We start from the raw sequence: 23,786 nt of genomic DNA on the forward strand, positions 1-23,786 counted from the left end.
GCAGACGGTCGGAGCGCACGTGATCAATGTCCGCCAAACCGCATAAAAACATGCACAAAGCCGCAAAAATCATGCTCCAAATTGTTGTGTCTTTTGTCGGCGTCATGCCATAAAGCCGCACCCGGACAGTGAGAAGAACATAATGGACCTACTGAATGCGCTTGTTGCGCTTGCGAACTTTGTGATCGTGCCTGCGGTTGCCTATGGCAGCCAGTTGGCACTTGGGGCGCTGGGGGTCACCCTGATCTACGGCATCCTGCGGTTTTCCAACTTTGCCCACGGGGATACGATGGCCTTCGGCGCAATGATTGCCGTGCTGGTCACCTGGGGTCTTCAGGCCGCAGGGATCGGGTTCGGGCCCCTGCCGACGGCGCTTCTGGCGCTTCCGTTTGCGATCCTGGGGTGCATCCTTCTGGTGCTGATCACCGACAGGCTGGTCTATCGGTTCTACCGCGAGCAAAAGGCCAAACCTGTGATCCTGGTGATCGTGTCCATGGGCGTGATGTTCATCATGAATGGGCTGGTGCGCTTCATCATCGGCCCCGATGACCAAAGGTTCTCGGATGGGGCTCGGTTCCTGATTTCTGCGAGGGATTTCAAAAAGATGACCGGGCTGGATGAGGGGCTTGCGATCAAGACCTCGCAGGGCATCACCGTGATCGTCGCCGTCGTTGCCGTAGCCTTGCTGTTCTGGTTCCTCAACAAGACCCGCACTGGTAAGTCGATGCGCGCTTATTCCGACAACGAGGATCTGGCCTTGTTGTCCGGCATCAACCCGGAACGTGTGGTGATGATCACCTGGATCATCGTTGCGGCACTGGCCACGACGGCCGGGGTTCTCTATGGGCTGGACAAGAGCTTCAAGCCATTCGTCTATTTCCAGCTGCTTCTGCCGATCTTTGCCTCGGCCATCGTGGGCGGATTGGGTAACCCGATTGGGGCTATCGCAGGCGGATTCATTATCGCCTTTTCCGAAGTCACGATCACTTATGCCTGGAAGAAGGTGCTGACTTACCTTGCCCCGGAAAGCCTGGAACCTTCGGGCCTGGTGCAGTTCCTGTCCACCGATTACAAATTCGCCGTCAGCTTCGTCATTCTGCTGATCGTGCTTCTGTTCAAGCCAACAGGTCTGTTCAAGGGGAAAGCGGTATGAACGAAGCAGTCAAAAACACCCTGCTTTTCGTGATTGTCGGCGGGCTCATCCTGCTGACCGGTTTCGTTCAAAGCTGGAACACGGCGATCTTGATTCTGAACATGGGTCTGATTTCCGCGATCATGGCGATCGGTGTGAACCTGCAATGGGGCTTTGCCGGACTGTTCAATGTCGGCGTCATGGGTTTTGTTGCGCTGGGCGGACTTGCGGTTGTGCTGGTCTCGACCCCCCCGACACCCGGAGCCTGGTCCGCGGGCGGGTACGGGATCGTGCTGGCGCTTCTGCTGGGGGCGGCGACCGTTGTCGCAGCCGTGATGGCCGCGCAAAAAATGCCCAAGGGCCGGGCACGAACGCTGGCGATCATCGCAATCCTCGTCGTCGGGTTCTTCGTCTATCGCGCTGTCTTCGACCCGAGCATCGCTGCCGTCGAAGCCATCGACCCAGCCATTGCGGGAAATATCGGCGGGCTGAATCTTCCGGTGCTGCTTGCGTGGCCGGCGGGTGGGCTATTGGCCGCGGGCGCTGCCTGGCTGATTGGCAAGACGGCGTTGGGTCTGCGCTCGGACTACCTTGCGATTGCTACGCTGGGCATCGCCGAGATCATCATTGCGATCATGAAAAACGAGGACTGGCTGGCCCGTGGGGTCAAGAACGTCTACGGCATCCCCCGCCCCTCACCTATCGTGGGCTATGAGATTGACCTGCAGAGCGACCCGTCCTTCGTCGAACGTGCAGCCTCATTCGGGCTGGACCCGGTGACCGCTTCGACCCTGTGGGTGAAACTGGGTTATGCATTCCTGTTTCTGATCGTGCTTCTCATCCTGCTCTGGATGGCTCAGATGGCGCTCAAAAGCCCGTGGGGCCGCATGATGCGCGCGATCCGCGACAACGAGGTCGCCGCCGAAGCCATGGGCAAGGACGTCACTCGCCGTCATCTGCAGATCTTCGTTCTGGGCTCGGCCATCTGTGGCATTGCCGGGGCGATGATGACGACGCTGGACGGCCAGCTGACACCCAGCGCCTACCAACCGCTCCGGTTCACCTTCCTTGTCTGGGTGATGGTGATCGTCGGCGGTTCCGGTAACAACTTCGGCTCGGTCCTGGGGGCCTTTCTGATCTGGTTCCTGTGGGTCGAGGTCGAACCGATCGGTCTGTGGCTTATGAACCTGATCACTTCCAGCATGCCAGATGGCAGCGCGCTGAAGGCCCACCTGATCGAAAGCACGGCACATATGCGCCTGTTCACGATGGGGCTTATCCTGCTGATTGTTCTCAGATTCAGCCCAAGGGGCCTGATCCCCGAGAAGTAGACATCTTTCATCACGAAACCGTCAGGCCGCGCCATGCGAATGGCGCGGTTTCTTGATTGCGGCTTGAAAAATCAATAGACGGCTTCACACTCTATGAACCATATCGGCGCATATTGTTCGAAACACCACTCACCTGATGCGCCGATCTTAACGAGTAAACTCTGACCCAGAAGAAAAGTTCTTGCACCATGAAGACTTCCACAAAGAAAATTGCCCTTATGGTTCCGGTCCTGGCTGTTGTGGCCGGATGTATCCCAAGCCCCCGTGAACTGGAAACCACACCCGTCCAGGTACAGACGCCCAAGGGCGTCGTGACCTGCCAACTGTATCGCCAGGATCGGGTTGACTGGGATCGCGCGATTGATTTCCCGGCCACCAAGATGTCGGTTCCCGAAGCTGACGCCTATTGCCAGCAGGAAGGACAGCGGCGCCTCAACCGCTGACGCGGCACGCCCCGCCAGTTCCGGCTGGCAGCGCGATGAAATTCAACGGTTGCGGAACAGCCCGCCTAGGATGCCGCGAACGATGCGGCGTCCTGTGGTTCCTTTCAGCTCTTTGATGACTGCCTCGCTCATGGCAGAGGCAAAGCTGTCTTGCTTTCGGACCGATCGTGCAGACGATCGCCCTACTCTGCTGCCGCTGTATCTGCGCGCCGCCGAATACTCCCGCTCGGACACCGACCGGGTGTCGTCTTGCTCCTCGGGTTCGGCTTCCTCGGCCTCGGCCGCGGCCTTGGCCGCGCGCGCCTGCAGGATTTCGAATGCCGATTTGCGATCCAGAAGCGTTTCGTACTTTCCGGCCATCGGAGACGCCTCCATCACAGCCTTGCGCTCGGCGTCGGTAATCGGGCCCAGTTGTGAACCCGGCGGACGTATCAATGTTCGCTCGACCATACCGGGGGCGCCCTTTCGTTCGAGCATCGAGGTCAACGCCTCGCCCACTCCGACCTCCCGGATCGCGGTTTCCGTGTCGAAGGCCGGGTTTTCCCGATAGGTTTCCGCGGCCAGCCGCAAATTCTTGCGATCCCGCGCGGTGAAGGCGCGCAAAGCATGTTGGACGCGATTGCCCAACTGCCCGAGGATATCTTCGGGAATGTCGGCCGGGTTCTGAGTAATGAAGTAAACCCCAACGCCTTTGGATCGGATCAATCGCGCGACCTGCTCGACCTTGTCCACCAGAACCTTGGGCGCATCGTCGAACAGCAGATGGGCTTCGTCGAAGAAAAAGACCAGCTTGGGCTTGTCGGGATCGCCGACTTCGGGAAGTTCCTCGAACAGTTCGCTCAGCAGCCACAAAAGAAACGTGGCATACAGCCCGGGCGCGCCCATCAGCTTGTCAGAAGCAAGGATGTTGACCATCCCGTGGCCGTTTTCATCCAGGCGCATCAAATCCGACAGTTCGAGCGCGGGCTCACCGAATAGCCGTGCGCCGCCTTGGTTTTCTAACACCAGCAATCGTCGCTGTATGGCACCGATCGAAGCGGTCGAGACATTTCCGTAGCGCAGGGACAACTGCGACCGGTTTTCACCAATCCAAACCAGAAGAGCCTGCAGGTCCTTGAGATCCAGAAGCGGCATCCCTTCTTCATCCGCAACCCGGAAGGCGATGTTCAGCACACCTTCCTGCGCTTCGCTCAGGTCCAGAAGCCGGGAAAACAACAGCGGTCCCATCTCGGTAACCGTTGTCCGGACAGGGTGGCCCTGCTCACCAAAAAGATCCCAGAACGTGACCGGGCACGCGGCATAGGAGTAATCGGCAAACCCGATACGCTGGGCACGGTCCATGAAGGCCTGATGCAACTTGTGATCGGGGCTGCCGGGACGCGCTAGTCCGGACAGGTCACCTTTTACGTCTGACAGGAAAACAGGAACGCCCTGCTGCGAGAACCCCTCGGCCAGGATTTGCAGGGTCACGGTCTTGCCCGTCCCCGTAGCACCGGCAATCAAGCCGTGCCGGTTTGCATATTTCAGCGTCAACCCCTGCGGCTGCTTGTAATCAACACCGCCACCGCCGACAAAAACGTTTTCCGTCATATTGATACGTCCCAAAACTTAGCGTCCCGGCACCACCATACAAACTTAACCTTTGACTGCGATAGTGATTTTGCTCGCCTCGCAATTCCCTCGTGTGGTGGGCAAACTTCCTCCCTGTCGACTGGCTGTGCTTTCGAGCACAGCCCTTTTTTTGAAATTGCCAAGTTTCTGCTTGTGGAAACATTAAATTTCGCTGTTTGCAGTTGACCACTGGGTTCGCCTCTCGTAACGTTCGGGCATAACTAAGTCGGCCAGTCCGACGGGGAGATACATTGATTGAAGGGAGCCGCACGTACGGCTCCCTTTGTCGTTTGTACTCAAAGGCTTCCCGGCGTCACTTCAGGTTGCCTACGATGGGTCGGCGAAAATCCGTCCAATCCCGCGTTTGGCGCGCGCTTTGCAACTGACATGGCCGAGCAGGAATGCTAGAGACGTTTGAAAAAGCTGTATCAGCACAATGAGGCACTGATGATCACCAAACTTGTTCCAGCCACCCTGGTAACGGCTGCATTGCTGGGCTCAGGCGCGTTCGCCCAGGAAGCCACGACTGAAACTCAAGAGCAGACCCAAACCGGTCAGACCACGGATACCGGCTCCGACCTGGATCTGGGTCAAAGCGGCCCGCGTGTCGGCGAGCAATATGTCCGCGAGAAGTCGGGCGACTGGGAGATCTCCTGCATCAAGGCGCAATCCGGCGATGACCCCTGTGCGATGGTTCAGATTCTCAACGGTGCGCAGAATGAACCTCTGGCCGAGATTACCGTTGGCAAGCTGCCCGCCGGTGGTGCCGCCGCGGCCTGGGCGAACGTCATTGTTCCTCTGGAAACTCTGCTGCAGGCACAACTGGCCATCTCGATCGATGGCGCACCGCGCAAGCTGTACAACTATCATCACTGTGTTCCGGTCGGTTGTGTTGCGCAGCTGGGTCTGACGCAAGGCGACATTGACGCGATGAAAGCAGGAACGAAGGCTACCATTTCACTGGTGCCCGCACGCGCGCCCGATCAGGTTATCAACATGGATCTGTCGCTGAGCGGATTTACCGCTGCCTTTGACGGCCTGGAGGTCAACACCAACTGATCACGCCAAGATGATTGACCAAAGCCGCCATCCCCCGATGGCGGCTTTTTTCATACCTTCTTGAGGGCCAACACCGCGTTCAGACCGCCAAACGCAAAGGCGTTGCTCAATGCCACATTCACCTCGGCCTCGCGCGCCTCGTTTGGTACGACGTCCAAAGCGCATTCCGGGTCGGGTTCTTCATACCCGATGGTCGGAGCAATCACGCCGTCACGGACGGCCATGATACAGGCCAACAATTCAACCGCGCCGGTTCCGCCGATAAGGTGGCCGTGCATGGATTTGGTCGATGAGATCATCAGATCGTCGGCATGGCGTCCGAACACATCCGCGACTGCTGCGCATTCGGTCTTGTCATTGGCGGCGGTTCCGGTGCCGTGGGCGTTGATATAGCCCACGTCACTTGCGTTCAGCCCGGCGTCCTTCAAGGCCCCGGCCATGGCACGGGCCGCGCCCTGCTTGCTGGGCATTACGATATCCGTCGCGTCCGAAGACATCGCATAGCCCGCAACCTCACACAGGATTTCCGCGCCGCGAGCACGCGCATGTTCGTATTCCTCGAATACGAACACACCGGCGCCCTCGCCCTGAACCATGCCATTGCGATTTGCGCTGAACGGCCGGCACGCGTCCTTCGACATAACCCGAAGGCCTTCCCAAGCCTTGACCCCGCCAAAACACAACATGGACTCCGACCCGCCGGTAATCATCGCCGGGGCGGCGCCACTGCGCACCATCTGGAACGCCAGCGCCATCGCGTGGTTGGACGATGCACAGGCCGTCGAAACGGTAAAACTGGGGCCTTTGAGGTTGTGCTCCATCGAAATGTGGCTTGCGGCCGCGTTGTTCATCAGCTTCGGCACGACGAACGGATGGACCCGGTTCTTCCCGTCTTCGTAGACCGAGCGGTAGTTGTCATCCCAGGTCGAAACACCACCACCGGCCGTTCCCAGAACGACCCCCGACCGAACGGCCAATTCGCCGTGAAACTCCAGCCCCGACTGGTCGATCGCCTCTTTGGCCGCAGTCAGAGTGAATTGCGTGAAACGGTCATACAGAGCCATCTGCTGACGATTGAACCGGCCCTCGGCCTCGAACCCTCGGACCTGGCCGCCAATTTTGATGCTCAGTCGGTCAACGTCACGAAATTCAAGCTCGGAAATGCCGCAACGGCCTTCGCGCATCGCTTCCAGGGTGTCGGGCACGGAATGGCCCAGCGAATTGATCGTGCCAGCGCCGGTAATGACAACCCGTTTCATGACCGCGGATCAGACCTTTTTCGCGACCAGTTTTTCGATCCCGGCAATGATCGCTGCAACATTCGAGATGTCGAAATCACTTGCCGTCGGTTCGTTGGCGTTGAAGGGGATCGAGATGTCGAATTCTTCCTCGATAGCAAAGATGCTTTCAACCAGGCCCATGCTATCGATTCCGAGATCTTCCAGAAAGCTTTCGGGCGTCACGTCGGACGGCTCCAGCACGGCCTGCTCTGCAATGATTGCGATGACGCGGTCGCTGATGCTCATGTCGTTCCCCTGATTGTCGCGTTGCGGTTGATTTAATCGCTCGACGAGGGTTTGAAAACCGTCTTTTTAAGCGCCTCTACGTCACGGGCTATGCGTGGAAGCCGACGCTGCGCCTTGTAGATTTCGGTGTGCGTTTCCATTTTCACGCCCGGATAGCCCATGATCACACGACCTGCCGGGACATTCGAAAGTATCTTGGTTCCACCGCCCGCGATCACGCCGTCACCGATGAAAATATTGTCGACGACCCCGGTCTGGCCACCCAAAACCACGTTGTTACCGATCTCAACCGAACCGGACACTCCGGTTTGACCGCACAGCAGACAGTCTCTGCCGACCTGGGTGTTGTGCCCGACATGAACAAGATTGTCCAACTTGGAGCCGTCTCCGATGACGGTGTTGCGGATCGTGCCGTTGTCGATGGTGCAGTTCGCGCCAACCTCGACATCATTGCCGATCTGGACCGCACCGAGCGAATGGATGCGCAACCAACTCTGCGCCTTGGCGTCTCCGGCGTCGCCCATGGTCTTGCGCACGTTTTCCACACCAGACACCTCGGGCGTGACAAAGCTGAACCCATCCCCGCCGATCCTGGCTCCGGGTTGCGCAATAAAGCGATCGCCGATGATGGCACGCGCGCCGATGCTGACCATCTCGCGCAACAGGCAGTTTTGGCCCAACACAACATCCATACCAACGTGGCACTGGGCGCCGATCACCGTTCCGGATTCGATGCGGGCCCGGGGGCCGACAACGGCCAGAGGCCCGATGGACACATCTCCGGCGATCTCGGCCGTCGGGTCCACGACCGCCGAGGGATGGATCCCGGGTGCCACACCCTGCCCCCGGTCCAGCATCGTGGTAATTCCGGCCATTGCCATACGGGGGCGGCCAACGAACACGGCGCCCTCCAGACCCAGTGCGCGCCAGTCCGCGCCCTCCCACAGGACCGCACAGCGCGCTTGACCCTCAGCCAGCGCCTCGGCGTATTTCGGAGCCATCGCCATAGCCAGATCGGTCGGACCGGCATCCTTGGGCTCGGCCGCCCTCAGAATCGTCAGGCTGGTGTTTCCCTCGGCCGGCGCCCCCAGAGCATCGGCGATTTGCTGTAAGGTGAACTGCATCGCGGGCTTCCTTGTCGCAGGATTTTGCGCCCTGTGCTTACCCCTGAACGTTCGGCAGGGCCACCCCTGCTTTTTGCAGGGCATCCCAAATCTTTTGGTCCCGACCATAGACATCGCGCCGATACTGCACGTCGCCCTTCGGCCCGACGAATGCGGTGCGGTAAATCAGATGAACCGGAACCGGCTGTTTGAGGTCAACCTTGGTTTCACGCCCGGTACCCAGCACCCTGTGGAAAAAGGCCTTGGGGTCCTCTTCCTGTTTTGCCAGCAAAGCATAGGCGAAATCAAAAGGTTGCGCCAAACGAATGCACCCGTGAGAGAAGGCGCGCACTTCGCGTGCGAACAGGCTCTTCTGCGGGGTGTCGTGCAGATAGATGTTGTACTTGTTGGGGAACATGAACTTGACCAACCCCAAAGCGTTGCTTTGACCCGGAGGCTGGCGCATCGCAAACGGGAAGCTGCGAGCCGTGAACTGGTTGAAGTCCACCGCATTGCGGTTCACCTGCCGTCCACGCCGATCGGTGATCTCAAGATGCCGGACGGCATTGGGGTTGGCCCGCAACTTCGGCAGGTATTCCTTGGTGATGATCGAGCGCGGCACATGCCAGCTGGGATTGATCACCATGTGCTCCATCACATCCGAAAACTCGGGGCTTTGACGATCGCTGGTGTTTTTGCCGATCACCGCACGTGTTTCAAATGTCACCCGACCATCGTCGATGATTTTCGCGGAAAAGTCGGCCTGATTGACCAGAACGTGCCGTGCACCCCTCTCGCGAGGGAGCCAGCGTTCACGTTCCATCGCAACCATCACCGCCTTGAGCCGGTCAGAAGGTGAACGGTTGATTTCGGCAATCGTTCCCTGGCCGGCAACACCATCTGGTTCAAGACCATGGGCACGTTGGAAGGCTTGCACCGCGGCCACCATGGAGTCGTCATATTCTGGGCTGGCCATGGGCTTGAGGAACCCCATCGCAACCAGACGATTACGTAGCTTTATGACGCTCGGCCCCGTATCGCCGCGTTCGTATTTTCCGGTTGGTACGGTCGGCCCCCATTCACCGTGTTCGTTCAGTGACTGCAGCGCCATCTTCTGCTTGAGCAGCGCCCGGTACTGGCTGGACTGCGGCGGAAGCTGCGCGAGATAAGAGCCGTCGGTGGATCCCATCATCGCCGCAAGATGTTCCGAGGCTGGCTTCCGTTCGACCGCACGCACGAGGCCGGCATCGATCTGAGCCGGGCGCAGCAGCCCGGACTGAATATCCTGCGCATAGCGGACAAACGCCTCGCTCAGAGCCGCCTCAAGCGCCCCGAGATCGCGGTTTGACCGAGCGCTCTCCATCTTCGCCATCAGGCCATCAACATCATATCGTTCGGCCGGAAGCCCATGCATCTGAGCATGGGACAATGCTTTGATAAGTGCCGACCGACGCGCCGCGTGATCAGAGGTAGGACCGACCCAAATCGGCACGAATTCCTGTTCTCGATAAAAGGACGCGATTTCCGGGGTTGTCCCTGCGCTTTCCGCGACAGCCATCCGAAACGCGAAACTCTCAGCCTGGGTCGGAGCCGCCTGAACGGATGTGGCCGACACGGCGATGCTTGCGGCAAACAGAAAAATAGTACAGGTCCGACGGACAGAATTCATGGGATAGCCTTGGTTTTCAATAACTTGGAACTCTAGTTTTTGCGCCCGACAATTATGTTTCACGCCTCGGGGGATTGTCCACTCACATTTCCAACAGCACATCACACCGCTGGGCCCCTGATGCGCGTTTGCATCGTCTGGAAAAAAACGAAAGGGATTCAGGCCTGTTCGCCACATTTTTTGTCACTTGCGCAGATTTTCGCCGAAAATTCCCCGTAAGAAAGCACAAGGCCAAAAGATCACTTGGCGCAAGAATCCCTCTGTGGCATAAAATCTGCATCTGGGATGGGAAAGAATTAAAAAAGCGCACGTAACATCGTGTGCAGGCAGGAACTGTACGGGACGAAACACGCTATGACCAAGAGCAGTACCTCGGGGATGACCCGGCGTGCCCTATTGGGCGCATTCGCGGCAACGGCAGTTGTTGCAGCACCAACCTACTCAAACGCAGCAGGCTTCCTTCGCGGGGGCGGAGACATCCGCAGGATCCGTATGTATTCGGGCCGTACCGGCGAGCGTTTGGACATGATCTACTGGGTCGATGGCAAATACGTCAAAGACGCGGTCAAGGAAATCAACCACTTCATGCGTGATTGGCGCACCGATCAGTCAAAGGACATGGATCTGCGCACGATCGACATCATGGCCGCGGCCCACAACCTTCTGGATGTGAACGAGCCCTACATGCTGTTGTCGGGCTACCGCTCTCCGCAGACCAACGCCATGCTGCGCCGTCGGTCGCGCGGTGTCGCCAAGAACTCTCTCCACGTCAAAGGTCAGGCTGCGGACCTGCGGCTTGCCTCCCGCTCGGTCTCACAGATGGCCAAGGCAGCCATTTCGTGCCGTGCCGGCGGTGTCGGCCAATACTATGGATCAAATTTCGTGCACATGGATTGCGGCGACGTTCGCTCCTGGCGCGGCTAATACACTACCACTCACCAACCCCGCAAAAAGCCCCGGCGCATCACTGCCCGGGGCTTTTTGCTGCGCAGCGCCCATCTGGCAATGACGGACACAGGCGCAGAAGCGCTACGCCTTGAAACGCTGGAAGAAAGTGGCGCACCTGAGAGGATTCGAACCTCTGGCCTCTGCCTTCGGAGGGCAGCGCTCTATCCAGCTGAGCTACAGGTGCGTTGGCCGTTAGCTAACCTTGTTCCGATCCGGGTGCAACTGGATTTTGCATGTCGAAACGCGGTTTAGCGACGAACAATCAGGCAAACAATTCGTGCGCCAGTTCCAGCGCATCGATCAACGTGTCGACCTCATCGGTGGTGTTGTACAGACCAAAACTCGCGCGGCAGGTGGCCGTAACCCCGAGATGATCCATCAACGGTCCGGCGCAATGGTGCCCCGCCCGAACGGCGACGCCCTTCTTGTCGAGAATGGTGGATACATCGTGCGCGTGGCCCGCACCATCCAGCGTAAAGCTGAAGATAGCGGCCTTGTTGGGCATCGTCCCTTGAACCTGCAGCCAGTTCAGCCCGGTCAGGCGCTGCATTGCATAGTCGCGCAAGCCCGCCTCATGGGCCGCGATGTTGTCCATCCCCAAACTCATCATGTAGTCCAGCGCAACGCCCATGCCGATTGTCTGGACGATACCCGGAGTGCCGGCTTCGAATTTCATCGGCGGATCGTTGTAGATCACCCTGTCTTTCGACACTTCCTTGATCATATCGCCTCCTCCGATGAAGGGGCGCATCTCGACCATGCGTTCCGATTTGATAAAGATCGCGCCGGATCCCGACGGGCCGTACAGCTTGTGTCCGGTAATAGCATAGAAATCACACCCGATATCCTGCAGATCCACCGGCATGTGAACCGCGCCCTGGCTTCCGTCGACCAGCACAGGCACGCCTTTGGCATGGGCGCCTTCGGTGATCGCCTTCACGTCAACCACGGTACCCAGAACGTTGGAACACTGGGTCACCGCCACCAGTTTGGTCTTGGGCCCGACGGCGTCGATCACGGCCTGCGGATCCAGCGCACCACTTGCATCCACGTCCACCCATTTCAAAACGACGCCCTGTCGTTCGCGCAGAAAATGCCAGGGTACGATGTTGGCATGATGCTCCATGACGCTCAGAACAATTTCGTCGCCGGCCTGCATCCGCGGCATGGCCCACCCATAGGCGACTAGGTTGATCCCCTCGGTCGTCCCGGAATTCAGGATGATCTCATCCTCATTCGCGACATTCAAAAACCGGGCGACGGTTCCGCGCACGGATTCGTACTTTTCGGTCGCCAGGTTCGACAGGTAGTGCAATCCGCGATGCACGTTCGAATACTCGTGCGCATAGGCATTGGTGACTGCATCTATCACCACCTGAGGTTTCTGCGCCGAGGCCCCATTGTCGAGATACGTCAACGGCTTCCCGTTCACCTCACGCGAGAGGATCGGGAAATCGGCGCGGATTTTCTGGACGTCATACATGAACGAATTCCCTAAACAGGCCCGCTTGGGGTCATCAACAGGACGAAGGGTATCGCCAGCAATCCCGAGATGAGGATGACCACGAAGGATTTGCCCAGCGAGTGGAACTGGTGCGCCTGATTGATGAAATGCAGGCTGATGTAGAGGCTGTACAGGCTCATCCCCAATACGAGGATCAGGAACATCGTCGGCGCAACCATCACCATGACGAAGATGATCAATTGGCCCAGAATCTGCAGGAATTGCAGCCAGACCATCAGCAGCATCATGCCGTCCAGGCTGCCGGTGCCGCCCAGCATCCTGCCGACAAAATGAAACGCGAAGATGCCCAAGAGAACGGCCCCGGCCGAAGTTGCCAACGACTGCACGACCGGTTCAAACGCCATATCCAGCGATGGATCAAGCGCCGGAAACACAAGGGTCGACAGTGATTGAGACAAAGCGTTCAGGACAACGACCAATGCCAGCGCTGTCCAAAGCACATCCCGACCGGGTACACTGGTCAACAGACGCCTTGCCGCCTCGGCCGGATTTGCCAGTGTCAGAACGGCCAGATGTCCCAGAAATGCGGCGTTCATGCCGGCGCCCTTCGTGTTTGAGAAAACCCGGAAAACCAGAACCAGACGAATACCGCAACCCACAGGGCCCCGGTCAGCGTCTGGACAGGTCCCGGACCGATGAAACCCGCCACCAGCCCGTTCAACAACACCAGCGGCGATGAGGCGAGCAGAGCCCAGAACAGCGCAAGCCGCGCCTGATAGGACGTGGTTGCACCGCCGAACATGCGAGAAATCAGATAAGTCCCCCAGGCAAGGACGTAAAGCAGTAACGGCAGAATGAAGACCGACCCCAGCAAGGCCCCACCCATCAGCATGTTCAGGTCCAACCCCTCAAGATGGGCACGGCGCGCAAGGCCCGGCAACTGTGCGATAAAGCCAATCACACAGAACGCCATGACAAAGGCCAGCGCGCGGTCTTCACGCGGGCCCATGTCCAGCAGCCGACGCACCACCCGACCGGGCCCGCGATACGAGGCGACGATATCGGTGGTCACCGGCATCAGCTGTGCCGCGCCAACCAGCCTTCCAGCCGCGAGACGATGTCCTCGGCCAGCGCTTCGTCTTCGATCTCTTCCACGGCTTCGGCCAAAAAGGCCAGCGTCAGCATGTTGGTCGCGTCCTTGGCCGGAACCCCGCGCGAGCGCAGGTAGAACATCGCAGTCTCGTCGATCGCACCCGAGGTCGACCCATGCGAACAGGCCACGTCATCGGCATAGATCTCAAGCTCGGGCTTGGCCAGGAACTGACTGTCGTCATCCAGCAGCAAAGACTGGCTGATCTGGTAGCCATCGGTCTTCTGGGCGCCTTCCTTGACCAGAATCTTGCCCTGGAACACGCCGGTCGCGCCGTTTCGCAGAACCTTCTTGAACACCTGACGGCTTTCGCAGTTCACCGCGTCATGGGTGATGAACACCGTGTCGTCATGGTGGAAGTCGCCATCGCCCACACAGGCACCGGCCACATGCGCCACCGCATCGTCACCGGTCAGTTCGACCACCTGTTCATTGCGCGTCAGCACACCATTCACGGTCAGGGTGAAGGATTTGTAGACGGAGTCCTTGCCCAGCCGGGTGAACATATGCGTCGCGGCACGGCGCTGATGGTCCCTGCCTTGCGCCCGGACATGATGCAGCGTGCCGCCATCGGCGATGTCGATCTCGATGCACTTGTTGAACCGCGAGGCCGCCGGACCGTTCTCGAGAATCGTAACCTCAGCGCCGCTTTCCACGCGGATCACGTGGTGCAGGATCGCGTCCGAGCTTTCGGATTCGTGGCGATAGATCAGGCTGATCGGCTTGGACGGCTTGCCGGTCACGTGGATCGCCACGCCATCCTGCGCAAAGGCGGTGTTCAGGGCCGCCAACGGGCGTTGAACCGGGGTCTGACCGCGCTCCTCGAGCACGCCATACAGTTGCTTGGCCCAGTGGATGTCCTTGCAGCAGATATCCTCAAGCCGGTCGATGCTCACGCCTTCCAGCGTCAGGTCATCGCTGTCCTCGGGGCTGAATACGCCATCGACGAAGACGATCTTTAGGCGGTCAAACCCGTCAAAGACCATCGGCTCGTCGGTGTGGAATACCTCGGCCGCCGGGGCCTCGGGCGAAATCAGCGTATCGGGACGCGTGTATTTCCAATACTCGTCGCGCCGCCCGGGCAGACCCATGGCGCGCAGCCGGGCCAGGGCCGCCTCGCGCGCGTCGCGGGTGCAGCCGGCTTCGGGCATGGGCAGCGTGGCCAGCCGCGCCTCGGTCGCGGATTGTTTCACGTCGGGCAAGGCCATCAGTTCACCTCGGCAAGAATGTCGGCGTAACCGTTGTTTTCGACTTCCAGCGCCAGCTCGGGCCCGCCGGTCTTGACGATCCGGCCATCGGCCATGATGTGCACCACGTCGGGTTTGATGTGGTCCAGCAGACGCTGATAGTGGGTGATCACCAGGAAACCGCGGCCTTCGTCGCGCAGTGCGTTCACGCCCTCAGCCACCAGCTTCATCGCATCCACGTCAAGGCCCGAGTCGGTCTCGTCCAGGATGCACATCTTGGGCTCGAGCATCGCCATCTGCAGGATTTCGTTGCGCTTCTTCTCGCCGCCCGAGAAGCCCACGTTCACCGGGCGTTTCAGCATGTCGGCGTCGATCTTCAGCGACTTGGCCTTTTCGCGCACCAGTTTGAGGAAATCCGCGGCCGAGAGTTCTTCCTCGCCACGCGCCTTGCGCTGGGCGTTCACGGCGGTGCGCAGGAAGGTCATGTTGCCCACGCCCGGGATCTCGACCGGGTACTGGAACGCCAGGAACACGCCGGCGGCGGCACGCTCTTCCGGCTCCATCTCCAGCAGGTCGGCGCCATCCAGCGTGGCCGAACCCTCGGTGACCTCGTATCCGTCACGGCCCGACAGCACATAGCTGAGCGTCGACTTGCCCGAGCCGTTCGGCCCCATGATCGCGTGTACCTTGCCGGCCTCGACCGTCAGGTCCACGCCCTTGAGGATCTGCTTTTCCTCTTCCTCAAGTTTGACGTGCAGGTTCTTGATTTCCAGCATGTTTTATCCTTTTGCGTATCTTCGGGACGCGCCGGCCCCGGTCTGTTCCTATCCCAGCACCCTGCGCAGCAGCCGCGCCGCGATCCATCCCAGGACCGCCCCGCCGCCGATTGCCCAGACCGGGTTGATGAAATCGGTGTAGTTGACGTTGACATAGGCCACGCCCAGCAAGCCGCCCAGAACCGGCAGCGCATAGCCAAGCCAAGTCAGAAAATTATCCTTGCGGATGCCGTTTTGGTGATTTCGCGCCATCAGCTTCTCCAATACTTCCATATCTTCTGAAACTGACGCCACCAGAGCCTCCAAACCACGATCAACAGCGGCACGAAAATCAGAAGACTCAGACTTCCGGCCATCGGTTCGTTTTTGACGAATGCCGCAACAATGAGTCCCACACAAATCAACACAACCGGCAACACGGCCCGACGTGACAACCAACAGAAAGCCTCCGAGCGTGCGCCTTCCTTGGCATTGGTTTCGAAGACCTTAGCCTCTTTGCTGATTTGGCTGGTACGCGCCATCAGCCGACCGAGCCTTCCAGCGAGATCGCGACCAGCTGCTGGGCTTCCATGGCGAACTCCATCGGCAGCGCCTGCAGCACGTCCTTGCAGAACCCGTTGACCACCAGCGCCACGGCTTCTTCCTCGTCCATGCCGCGCTGGCGGCAATAGAACAGCTGATCGTCATCGACCTTCGAGGTGGTGGCCTCGTGCTCGACCCGGCTGCTGTTGTTCTTGACCTCGATATACGGAACGGTGTGCGCCCCGCATTTGTCGCCGATCAGCAGGCTGTCGCATTGGGTGTAGTTCCGGCTGTTCTTGGCCTTGGGGTGCATCGACACCAGCCCGCGATAGGTGTTCTGGGCCTTGCCCGCGCTGATGCCCTTGGACACGATGCGCGACTTGGTGTTCTTGCCCAGATGGATCATCTTGGTGCCGGTATCGGCCTGCTGCATATTATTGGTGATGGCGATCGAGTAGAACTCACCTTGGCTGTCATCACCCCGCAGGATGCAGGAGGGGTATTTCCAGGTCACGGCACTGCCGGTCTCGACCTGCGTCCACATCACCTTGGACCGGTCACCCCGACAATCGGCGCGCTTGGTCACGAAGTTGTAGATGCCGCCTTTGCCGTTTTCATCGCCCGGGAACCAGTTCTGGACGGTCGAGTATTTCACCTCGGCGTCTTCTTCGACGATGATCTCGACCACTGCCGCGTGCAGCTGCGCGGTATCACGCTGCGGCGCGGTGCAGCCTTCCAGATAGGACACGTACGAGCCCTTGTCGGCGATGATCAGAGTCCGCTCGAATTGGCCCGTGTTTTCCGCGTTGATGCGGAAATAGGTGCTCAACTCCATCGGGCAGCGCACGCCCGGCGGCACATAGACGAACGACCCGTCCGAGAACACGGCCGAGTTCAGCGTGGCATAGAAATTGTCCGACACCGGAACAACCGAGCCCAGATATTTCTTCACCAGTTCGGGGTGTTCCTTGATCGCCTCGGAAATCGAGCAGAAGATGACGCCGGCCTTCTTCAACTCGGCCTGGAAGGTCGTGCCCACCGAAACCGAGTCGAACACCGCATCCACGGCGACCTTGCGGCCCTCGGCCGGGGCATCCTCGGCGCCTTCGACGCCTGCCAGAATCATCTGCTCTTTCAGCGGGATACCCAGCTTTTCGTAAGTAGCCAGCAGCTTGGGATCGACCTCGTCCAGAGACTTGGGCTTGGTCTCCATCGACTTGGGCCGGGCATAGTAATACTGGTCCTGAAAGTCGATTTCGGGATAGTGGACCATGGCCCATTTGGGCTCTTCCATCTGGGTCCAGCGCTCGAAGGCCTTCAGACGCCATTCGGTCATCCACTCGGGCTCTTCGTTCTTTTCCGAGATCAGTTTGACGATATCGGGGTTCACGCCCTTGGGCGCGTATTCCATCTCGATATCCGTATCCCACCCGTATTTGTAGGTCCCGACCTCGCGCACCGCGTCAACGGTTTCCTGATCGACACCTTCTTTTACCTGGGTCTGGTCCAAAGCGGCCATGTTCCACCCTCCGTCAGATCACGCGGCCCGCGCGCGATGCTTTTTCTCTTTTTCCAGCCACGTCTCGGCGAAACGTAGCACGTCTTCTTCGCTCGTCTCGGGGCCCAGCGAAACGCGCACCGCGCTGGCCGCCGTGGCCTCGTCATATCCCATCGCGGTCAGTACCGCGCTTGCCTTCACCTTGCCACTGGAGCAGGCCGAACCGGCGCTGATCGCAAAGCCCGACAGATCCATCTGCATCACCTGCGTTTCGCCCTTCCAGCCGGGCGTCGCAAAGCACAGGGTGTTGGGCAACCGATCCTGATCTTTCCCGACAAAAATAGTAGATTTAGAACCAGCCTCAAGGGCCTTTTCTAGAATATTTCTAAGTTCTGCAACCTTTTCCCAAACCCCGTTTGCCAGATCCCGCGCCGCCGCTTCAGCCGCAGCGCCGAACCCCGCGATTCCAATGACATTTTCCGTCCCCGACCGGCGCCCCATTTCCTGGCCACCGCCCTTGATCCGGGCTTGCAGATCGGTGCCGCGTGTCATCACCACGGCGCCCACGCCTTTTGGGCCGCCCAGCTTGTGCGCCGAGACCAACGCGATCTGCACATCCAGCCAGTTGAACGCGATCGGCAGTTTCCCGAACGCCTGCGTTGCATCGGTGACGGCCAGACCCTTGGGCAAGGCCTGAATGAGTCCGGTTTCAGAATTGGCGAGCTGCAACGTGGACCGAGCCGGATCGGCAACCGTAACAACGCCTTGGCTCGAAACCGGCAAATCCTCGACGGTCCAGGCCCTTACGGCATCATGTTCGATCGCCGCGCCATGCAGGTCGCGCCCTTCCAAGGCCAGCGCCGCGCCTTCGGTCGACCCGGATGTGAACACGATATCCGCCCCATCCGCCCCAAAAGCCGCCGCAACTTGCGCGCGCGCCTTTTCGATGACGGCCTTGGCCGCTCGCCCCTCGGCATGCACCGAGGACGGGTTCCCGCAAATCTCCATCGCCGCGATCATCGCGTCGCGCGCCTCGGGGCGCAGCGGGGTCGTGGCGTTGTGATCCAGGTAAACACGTTTCATGGACTCACCTTTTCATCCACTCATCCACGGCCACACCCTTCGAGATTCCCGATCCACTCACCGGTCAATCATCCACGACCGAGAACAGCCCAGGCACCGCTGGACACGGCGCAAGGTCGTTCTGGATCACATCGGACAAGCGTGTCTGGTGCAGGAACACGTAGACATGCGCGCTGAGGCTTTCCCACAGGCGGTTGGTCAGCGACTGCGCCCGGCTGCCCGAGGATCCCCCCGAAGCCCCGGCCCCCTTGTGCATGGCATCAACTGTTTCATCCACGGCTGATAGAATCTCGACCACGCGGATCTCGGACGCCGGCCGCGCCAAACGATAGCCGCCGCCCGGCCCGCGCACCGATGCAACCAGATCGGCACGGCGCAGCTTGACGAACAACTGCTCCAGATAGGGCAGCGAAATGTCCTGACGCTCGGAAATCTCTCCCAGGGTCACCAGCGTGTCGGCGGGCTGAAGCGCGATGTCCGCCAACGCAACCATCGCGTAACGGCCCTTGGTTGACAGCTTCATTCTTCGATCCTCGTGGCTTGAACCGCGTGAAAACATTGACGTCGCCGCGGTCAGTGCGTATCTCCGACTGACAGCGTGTTCACGCTGCGATACTCAATTAGAACCGTTCTAAGGTGCCTGACGATAACCGTCAAGTATATCCCGGCGCCCGCGAGAAAAAGACAGGACAACCGCACACATGCCCGAGGTGATTTTTCCCGGACCTGAAGGCCGACTGGAAGGCCGTTACCACCCCCAAAAGGAAAAAGACGCACCGATCGCCATCGTGCTGCACCCGCACCCCCAGTTCGGCGGGACCATGAACAACAAGGTCGTCTACAACCTGCACTACGCGTTCTACAACATGGGCTTTACGGTACTTCGCTTCAATTTCCGGGGCGTCGGCCGCAGCCAGGGCGAGTATGACCAGGGCGTCGGAGAGCTCAGCGACGCGGCATCGGCGCTGGACTATCTGCAGTCGATGAACAACAACTCGAAACACTGCTGGGTCGCAGGCTTTTCGTTCGGAGCCTGGATCGGCATGCAGTTGCTGATGCGTCGCCCCGAGATCACCGGCTTCATCAGCGTTTCGCCGCCCGCGAACATGTATGATTTTTCGTTCCTTGCCCCCTGCCCCTCGTCCGGGCTGATCATCAACGGAACGGCCGACCGTGTGGCACCGCCGGCGGACACCACCGCACTGGTCGGAAAGCTGCACGAGCAGAAGGGTATCACCATCACCCATACCGAGGTTGAAGGAGCCGACCACTTCTTCCAGGGTGAGCACATGGATACGCTGATGACCAACGTGACCGACTACGTCAAACGCCGCCTGACCGAGAACACGCGCTGATGTCCGACACCATCACCATTCTCGCGGCGAAACTGGCCGAGGATACGATGAAGGTCATGGACGAAACCGGCCAGGATCGGTTCTATGTCGAAGTCGGTGACGTGCTGGGAGCAGCCTCCCAATCGCTTGAAGAGGCTTTCCTTACCGAAATACGCGTCCGGCTGGCCGAGCGCAAGGCGCGGCAATTCCTGATCAAGAGGCTGTCGGATCACCGGTCCAAAGTGAAGGCGATCGAAAAGCAATAGGCGCACAAAAAAGGAGCCCGCGGGCTCCTTTTTCGTTTCATTCGTAGCGTTCAAACTGTTGTTGCGCTTGACCTATCAACCAATTTGGCTGCGTCAGTATCGACGGACCCCCCGTCAGCAAGCCACCCAATCGCCACGATTATTGCCGAAGCAAACACGACCGTTTTTGCAAATGTCGTCATGAAACACACTCGTTAAAAAAGTAATCGAAAACGTGGAGTAGTTTACACGCTTTCCGGCCTTGCCATAGTCGGGTTTACCTGACCCTAGGTGAACCAACGAAAGGGGCGGCTGCCTAAATTTCCTTGCGCCGTTTCTGAATTCTGTGCTCAACGTCCCAGCAGATGCATCAAGGGTTCAAGAACCATGCCCCACGCCTACCTGATCCTCCTTCTCGCTGTCATTGCCGAGACAATCGGAACGACCGCACTGCAGGCCAGCCAGCAATTCACCCGGTTCTGGCCCTCGGTTCTGGTGGTAGTGGGCTATGGCTTTGCCTTCTACCTGATGGCGCTGACGCTGAAGGTAATGCCCGTGGGCATCGTTTATGCGATCTGGTCCGGGCTGGGCATCGCTCTGATTGCGCTGATCGGCTTTGTGGTTTTCGGCCAGCGGCTGGACTGGCCCGCGGTTCTGGGCCTTGCGATGATTCTGGGTGGCATTCTGGTCATCCACCTCTTTTCGCAGACTGCGGGCCACTGATCGCGCGTTAGGGCTGGTAACTTGTGCCGCGCCGCGTTATGCGCGCGGCAACTTCCCGTTCAAAGGCTGACCTCATGGACCTGCGCAACATCGCAATCATCGCTCACGTGGACCACGGTAAAACGACCCTGGTAGACGAGCTTCTGAAACAATCCGGTGCATTCCGGGAAAACCAGGCCGTGGCCGAGCGCGCCATGGACAGCAACGATCTCGAACGTGAACGCGGCATCACCATTCTGGCCAAGGCCACCAGTGTCGAGTGGAAAGGCACGCGGATCAACATCGTTGACACCCCCGGCCACGCCGATTTCGGCGGCGAGGTCGAGCGTATCCTCAGCATGGTCGACGGTGTTGTGCTTCTGGTCGATGCCGCCGAAGGCCCGATGCCTCAGACCAAGTTCGTGACCTCGAAGGCGCTGGCGCTGGGTCTGCGTCCGATCGTGGTGCTGAACAAGGTCGACAAGCCCGATGCCGAGCCCGACCGCGCCCTGGACGAATGCTTTGACCTGTTCGCCAACCTCGGCGCCGACGATGACCAGCTGGATTTCCCGGCCATGTACGCCTCGGGGCGGTCGGGCTGGGCCGACATGGAACTGGACGGCCCGCGCAAGGACTTGTCCGCTCTGTTCGACCTGGTAGTCGACCACGTTCCCGCCCCCAAACAAGCTGAGCGCAAGGATGAACCCTTCCGCATGTTGGCGACCACTCTGGGCAGCGACCCGTTCATCGGTCGCATTCTGACCGGCCGTGTGGAAAGCGGTACGCTCAAGGCGGGTGACAGCCTCAAAGCGCTCAGCCGTGACGGCAAGCTGATCGAGAATTTCCGGGCCACCAAGATCCTGGCCTTCCGTGGTCTCAGCCAGCAACCGATCGACGTTGCCGAAGCGGGCGACATCGTAACCATCGCGGGCATGAGCAAGGCCACCGTCGCGGATTCGCTGGTGGCGCCCCAGGTGGTCGAGGCCCTGCCCGCCCAGCCGATTGACCCGCCGACCATCACTGTGACCTTCGGCATCAACGACTCGCCCTTGGCGGGGCGTGACGGCAAGAAGGTCCAGTCGCGCGTCATCCGCGACCGCCTGATGAAAGAGGCCGAATCGAACGTGGCGATCCAGATCACGGACACCCCCGGCGGCGAAGCCTTCGAGGTCGCGGGCCGCGGTGAACTGCAGATGGGCGTTCTGATCGAGAATATGCGTCGCGAAGGGTTCGAGCTCAGCATCTCGCGCCCGCAGGTTCTGTTCCGCGAGGAAGACGGCCAACGCCTGGAGCCCATCGAGGAAGTCACCATCGACGTGGATGACGAATTCTCGGGCGCAGTCATCGAAAAGGTGACAGGCGCGCGCAAGGGCGAGCTGGTTGAGATGCGCCCCGCCGGAGTTGGCAAAACCCGCATCATTGCGCATGTCCCGTCGCGTGGCCTGATCGGCTATCACGGTGAATTCCTGACCGACACCCGCGGCACCGGCGTTCTGAACCGCGTGTTCCACGGCTGGGCACCGCACAAGGGCCCGATCCCCGGACGGCGCGCCGGCGTTCTGATCTCGATGGAGAACGGACAGGCCGTCGCATACGCGCTGTGGAACCTGGAAGAGCGTGGGCGGATGTTCGTCGGCCCCCAGACCGATGTGTATCAGGGCATGATTATCGGCGAACATTCGCGGGACAATGACCTTGAGGTGAACCCGCTGAAAGGCAAGAAACTGACCAACGTGCGGGCCAGCGGTTCGGACGATGCCGTTCGCCTGACACCGCATGTCCAGTTCTCGCTGGAGGAGGCCATTGCTTACATCGACGACGATGAGCTGGTCGAAGTAACCCCGAACGCGATCCGACTGCGAAAGCGGTTCCTTGATCCGCACGAACGCAAGCGTATGGCCAAGTCAGCCTGACCCCCGGTCCGTTCGATTTTGGACGGGTCGGAAACAATGGCGCGAATGTGACATTTTTGCGTCCATCTGAAACGGTGTTTTCTCAGGGAAGCCATGAATGGATCATGGCTTCCCTTTTGTTTTGCCTGCAATTTCGTCCATAAGATGAGTTAATTCCGCATCGCTATCGCGGTGTTGCCCTTGAAAATGCGACGTGATAGGGGTGTATTTGTGTTCAAAGTATGTCATCGCCAGGTTGTTCGGTGATGAGTTTAACGAGTTTAAGGAGGCGCGATATGCGCATCAAATCCCGTCTACTGACAATAGTATTTGCTTCAGCTTCATTGCCGCTGATGTCCGGTGGGCCTGTTGTCGCCGCGGACAAATGTACGATCCAGACAGCCCGGCAGTCGGTTTCCACAGAAACCCTGTGTGCCTGTACGGTCGTGGATGCACGGATGCTGCGTTACATCCAGCGTCGTGCCGATTTTGAAGACATTCTTGCCCGCACTTTGCAGACCTGCCCGGCTTTTGCAGCCGTACTGACGGATTTCCCTACCGCGTCGATCGGGACGGTTGATCAAAGATCCGGCGACGGCCCTTCGGAACAGAGCGGGAGCTCAGGCGGCGGTAGCTCAAGCGGCGGTAGCTCAAGCGGTGGTAGCTCAAGCGGTGGTAGCTCAAGCGGTGGCGGCTCAAGCGGGGGCAACGCACCCACTCCGGGCGGTAGCTCTGGTGGCGGCAGCTCCAGCGGCGGCAGTTCCAGTGGAGGCAGCTCCAGTGGTGGCAGTTCCAGTGGCGGTAGCTCCAGCGGTGGCAGCTCCAGCGGTGGCAGCTCCAGCGGTGGGTCCGGTGATGGCGGTGGCAGCTCCAGCGGTGGCGGCTCCAGCGGTGGGTCCGGTGATGGCGGTGGCAGCTCAAGCGGCGGTAGCTCCAGTGGCGGTTCCGGTGACGGTGGCAGCTCAAGCGGTGGCAGCTCCAGTGGCGGTTCCGGTGACGGTGGCAGCTCAAGCGGTGGCAGCTCCAGCGGTGGGTCCGGTGATGGCGGCAGCTCAAGCGGCGGTAGCTCCAGCGGTGGGTCCGGTGATGGCGGCAGCTCAAGCGGCGGTA

Annotated in this window: 25 protein-coding genes and 1 tRNA gene; 10 read left to right on the top strand and 16 right to left on the bottom strand. The window is 59.7% G+C overall.

Features of this window, described 5'->3' with window-relative positions; translation table 11 throughout:
• Positions 1-142 precede the first annotated feature (142 nt).
• The 3 genes from ACR0EF_RS05845 (at position 143) to ACR0EF_RS05855 (ending at position 2,906) form a co-directional block, all read left to right on the top strand.
• Positions 143-1,153: a branched-chain amino acid ABC transporter permease gene (locus ACR0EF_RS05845; RefSeq protein ID WP_093962081.1), complete on the top strand. Its 1,011-nt coding sequence runs from the start codon at positions 143-145 to the stop codon at positions 1,151-1,153.
• Positions 1,150-2,463, top strand: a complete 1,314-nt coding sequence (locus ACR0EF_RS05850) for a branched-chain amino acid ABC transporter permease (protein WP_170357869.1) — start codon at positions 1,150-1,152, stop codon at positions 2,461-2,463. Before ACR0EF_RS05845 ends, ACR0EF_RS05850 begins: the two co-directional genes overlap by 4 nt.
• A 188-nt stretch (positions 2,464-2,651) precedes the next feature.
• Positions 2,652-2,906 (top strand): hypothetical protein, encoded by a 255-nt coding sequence (locus ACR0EF_RS05855; protein WP_170371053.1) that lies wholly within the window; start codon positions 2,652-2,654, stop codon positions 2,904-2,906.
• Positions 2,907-2,948: 42 nt separating this feature from the next.
• Here ACR0EF_RS05855 and ACR0EF_RS05860 read toward each other — a convergent pair whose 3' ends face one another.
• Positions 2,949-4,496 carry a helicase HerA-like domain-containing protein gene (locus ACR0EF_RS05860; protein WP_170363451.1) on the bottom strand — a complete coding sequence of 516 codons (1,548 nt, stop codon included), beginning with the start codon at positions 4,494-4,496 and terminating at the stop codon, positions 2,949-2,951.
• Positions 4,497-4,964: 468 nt separating this feature from the next.
• Between ACR0EF_RS05860 and ACR0EF_RS05865 the strand changes: the two genes are divergently transcribed.
• The gene (locus tag ACR0EF_RS05865; RefSeq protein ID WP_170371051.1) at positions 4,965-5,576 is read left to right on the top strand and encodes an invasion associated locus B family protein; all 612 of its coding nucleotides are present in this window, start codon (positions 4,965-4,967) and stop codon (positions 5,574-5,576) included.
• 50 nt (positions 5,577-5,626) lie between these two features.
• Here the strand turns inward: ACR0EF_RS05865 and ACR0EF_RS05870 are convergent, their stop codons facing one another.
• From ACR0EF_RS05870 to ACR0EF_RS05885, 4 genes are read right to left on the bottom strand one after another with little or no spacing between them, the layout of a single operon-like run.
• Entirely contained in the window at positions 5,627-6,835 is a 1,209-nt protein-coding gene (locus ACR0EF_RS05870; protein ID WP_093962085.1) for a beta-ketoacyl-[acyl-carrier-protein] synthase family protein, read from the bottom strand.
• 9 nt (positions 6,836-6,844) lie between these two features.
• Entirely contained in the window at positions 6,845-7,102 is a 258-nt protein-coding gene (locus ACR0EF_RS05875; protein ID WP_170371049.1) for an acyl carrier protein, read from the bottom strand.
• A gap of 32 nt (positions 7,103-7,134) precedes the next feature.
• Complete coding sequence (locus ACR0EF_RS05880) at positions 7,135-8,226, bottom strand: UDP-3-O-(3-hydroxymyristoyl)glucosamine N-acyltransferase (RefSeq protein WP_170371047.1); 1,092 nt, start codon at positions 8,224-8,226, stop codon at positions 7,135-7,137.
• A gap of 37 nt (positions 8,227-8,263) precedes the next feature.
• A complete protein-coding gene (locus ACR0EF_RS05885) occupies positions 8,264-9,874 on the bottom strand; it encodes a L,D-transpeptidase family protein (RefSeq protein ID WP_170371045.1) in 1,611 nt (536 codons plus the stop codon).
• A 354-nt stretch (positions 9,875-10,228) separates the two neighbouring features.
• On the opposite strand from ACR0EF_RS05885, the gene mepK reads away from it, so the two are divergent.
• Positions 10,229-10,798, top strand: coding sequence for a peptidoglycan L,D-endopeptidase MepK (mepK, locus tag ACR0EF_RS05890; protein ID WP_170338571.1), 570 nt, complete (start codon positions 10,229-10,231; stop codon positions 10,796-10,798).
• A gap of 131 nt (positions 10,799-10,929) precedes the next feature.
• Here mepK and ACR0EF_RS05895 read toward each other — a convergent pair.
• From ACR0EF_RS05895 to iscR, 11 genes are all read right to left on the bottom strand, one after another.
• Positions 10,930-11,006, bottom strand: a tRNA-Arg gene (locus ACR0EF_RS05895).
• 78 nt (positions 11,007-11,084) lie between these two features.
• Positions 11,085-12,305: a cysteine desulfurase gene (locus ACR0EF_RS05900; protein ID WP_170371043.1), complete on the bottom strand. Its 1,221-nt coding sequence runs from the start codon at positions 12,303-12,305 to the stop codon at positions 11,085-11,087.
• A gap of 11 nt (positions 12,306-12,316) precedes the next feature.
• Positions 12,317-12,883, bottom strand: a complete 567-nt coding sequence (locus ACR0EF_RS05905) for a Yip1 family protein (RefSeq protein ID WP_170371013.1) — start codon at positions 12,881-12,883, stop codon at positions 12,317-12,319.
• Positions 12,880-13,365: a YIP1 family protein gene (locus ACR0EF_RS05910; protein ID WP_170357884.1), complete on the bottom strand. Its 486-nt coding sequence runs from the start codon at positions 13,363-13,365 to the stop codon at positions 12,880-12,882. Before ACR0EF_RS05910 ends, ACR0EF_RS05905 begins: the two co-directional genes overlap by 4 nt.
• Complete coding sequence (gene sufD / locus ACR0EF_RS05915) at positions 13,365-14,645, bottom strand: Fe-S cluster assembly protein SufD (protein WP_170371041.1); 1,281 nt, start codon at positions 14,643-14,645, stop codon at positions 13,365-13,367. Before sufD ends, ACR0EF_RS05910 begins: the two co-directional genes overlap by 1 nt.
• Positions 14,645-15,400, bottom strand: a complete 756-nt coding sequence (gene sufC, locus ACR0EF_RS05920; protein ID WP_170357887.1) for a Fe-S cluster assembly ATPase SufC — start codon at positions 15,398-15,400, stop codon at positions 14,645-14,647. Before sufC ends, sufD begins: the two co-directional genes overlap by 1 nt.
• Positions 15,401-15,448: 48 nt before the next feature.
• On the bottom strand, positions 15,449-15,652 hold the full coding sequence (locus ACR0EF_RS05925; RefSeq protein WP_170371039.1) for a hypothetical protein: 204 nt from the start codon (positions 15,650-15,652) through the stop codon (positions 15,449-15,451).
• Complete coding sequence (locus ACR0EF_RS05930; protein ID WP_170371037.1) at positions 15,652-15,921, bottom strand: hypothetical protein; 270 nt, start codon at positions 15,919-15,921, stop codon at positions 15,652-15,654. Before ACR0EF_RS05930 ends, ACR0EF_RS05925 begins: the two co-directional genes overlap by 1 nt.
• Positions 15,921-17,441, bottom strand: a complete 1,521-nt coding sequence (gene sufB / locus ACR0EF_RS05935) for a Fe-S cluster assembly protein SufB (protein ID WP_170339113.1) — start codon at positions 17,439-17,441, stop codon at positions 15,921-15,923. Before sufB ends, ACR0EF_RS05930 begins: the two co-directional genes overlap by 1 nt.
• 18 nt (positions 17,442-17,459) lie before the next feature.
• On the bottom strand, positions 17,460-18,503 hold the full coding sequence (locus ACR0EF_RS05940; protein WP_170371035.1) for a cysteine desulfurase family protein: 1,044 nt from the start codon (positions 18,501-18,503) through the stop codon (positions 17,460-17,462).
• Between the two features lie 64 nt (positions 18,504-18,567).
• Positions 18,568-19,026, bottom strand: coding sequence for a Fe-S cluster assembly transcriptional regulator IscR (gene iscR / locus ACR0EF_RS05945; RefSeq protein WP_093962098.1), 459 nt, complete (start codon positions 19,024-19,026; stop codon positions 18,568-18,570).
• Positions 19,027-19,204: 178 nt separating this feature from the next.
• Here iscR and ACR0EF_RS05950 point away from each other — a divergent pair, with 178 nt between their 5' ends.
• The 5 genes from ACR0EF_RS05950 to ACR0EF_RS05970 all read left to right on the top strand — a co-directional run.
• Entirely contained in the window at positions 19,205-19,858 is a 654-nt protein-coding gene (locus ACR0EF_RS05950) for an alpha/beta hydrolase (RefSeq protein WP_093962099.1), read from the top strand.
• Positions 19,858-20,103: a hypothetical protein gene (locus tag ACR0EF_RS05955; RefSeq protein WP_093962100.1), complete on the top strand. Its 246-nt coding sequence runs from the start codon at positions 19,858-19,860 to the stop codon at positions 20,101-20,103. The genes ACR0EF_RS05950 and ACR0EF_RS05955 overlap by 1 nt, the downstream gene beginning before the upstream one ends.
• 366 nt (positions 20,104-20,469) lie before the next feature.
• Complete coding sequence (locus tag ACR0EF_RS05960; RefSeq protein WP_170339109.1) at positions 20,470-20,805, top strand: DMT family transporter; 336 nt, start codon at positions 20,470-20,472, stop codon at positions 20,803-20,805.
• 74 nt (positions 20,806-20,879) lie between these two features.
• Positions 20,880-22,697: a translational GTPase TypA gene (typA, locus tag ACR0EF_RS05965; RefSeq protein WP_170371033.1), complete on the top strand. Its 1,818-nt coding sequence runs from the start codon at positions 20,880-20,882 to the stop codon at positions 22,695-22,697.
• Between the two features lie 332 nt (positions 22,698-23,029).
• Positions 23,030-23,786 (top strand): hypothetical protein (locus tag ACR0EF_RS05970; protein ID WP_480771317.1); only part of this gene is annotated, 757 nt, incomplete at its 3' end.

It is taken from the genome of Ruegeria sp. CG8 (genome assembly GCF_056537165.1).